1 pseudogene is annotated in these 1137 nt (G+C 41.8%); it reads left to right on the top strand.

Going from position 1 to position 1137, the window contains the following annotated elements:
* Positions 1-1137, top strand: a pseudogene (locus tag A9G40_RS07145) (RHS repeat protein); the annotation flags it as partial.

The raw sequence follows: 1137 nt of genomic DNA, 5'->3' as shown, positions 1-1137 counted from the left end.
TGATAAGCAATCAATACTGATTGATACGGTCACTATTCAGATTTTAGTGGAAGGGGAATGGCAAACGCTGCACCCTCTAATGCACTATCACTATAATGACCATCATCAACTTATTGGGGCAACTAACGCAGCAGGTCAAACTGAAACGTATGAATATGACGCCTTAAATGTTATTCAAAAGCGAACAATGGCTGGAGGCGCTGAATTTAACTGGGTCTGGGAGGGTGAAGGTCAAGATGTTCGTTGTTTACGTCAATGGGGTAACTTTGGGCAATTAGATGAACGTTACACATGGCAAGATGAAAACGTGATTGTCACCATGGCTGATGGCAGTCAAAAGTGTTACACCCATAAAGATGGTTTGTTACAGTCAGAAACCGATGCTAATGGGGCGACCAAAACCTATCAGTATAATGAAGAGGGATTGAAAACCGTTGAGATTGATGCGTTAGGGCATCAAACCCACTATGAATATACGGTTAATGCCGAGTTAAAAACCATTATTTACCCAGACAACAGTTATGAAGATTATACTTGGCAACGTGGACGAATTATTCGAATTGAAAAAAATGGGCTGATATGGCGAATACGTTATAACCATCACGACGACATTATTGAGTTGGAAACGCCCGACGGTTTACTCACTCGTCATCGTTATAATGAAGATGGACAGCGTTTATCGACCCAATACCCTGATGGTAGCGAACAACATTTTACGTGGGGAGATAACGGTGAATTACAACAGCTAGGCTTTTCCGATGGACGTCTTTTTCAATTTAGTTATGATGCTTTACTTCGGCTCACGGTCGTCAGTGATGGACAACAGGGCAAGACCTATTATACTTATGACGATTTAGGACAAATCACAAAAATCACCTACCCGAATAACACCACTCGTGAGTATCAATACAACGCTTATGGCAAAGTGACTTGGTTTAAAGATGAAGCGGGTAAAGTCACAGAATATGACTACGCTTCGCCATTACATTTAATGACCGAAAAGCGGCTGCCAGATGGCGAACGGCTGAAATTTCGTTATGATAATATCCATCTACAAATCAGTGAAATTGAAAATCAGAAAGGGGAACGTTACCGCTTCAGCTACACGCCAACGGGGCAATTGAGTGAAGAAATTGG

The organism is Gilliamella sp. Nev3-1, from assembly GCF_001690435.1.
Lineage (GTDB): Bacteria > Pseudomonadota > Gammaproteobacteria > Enterobacterales > Orbaceae > Gilliamella > Gilliamella apicola_C.
Note: the sequence above shows the minus strand (reverse complement) of the source record. Positions and strands in the feature narration are given on the sequence as shown.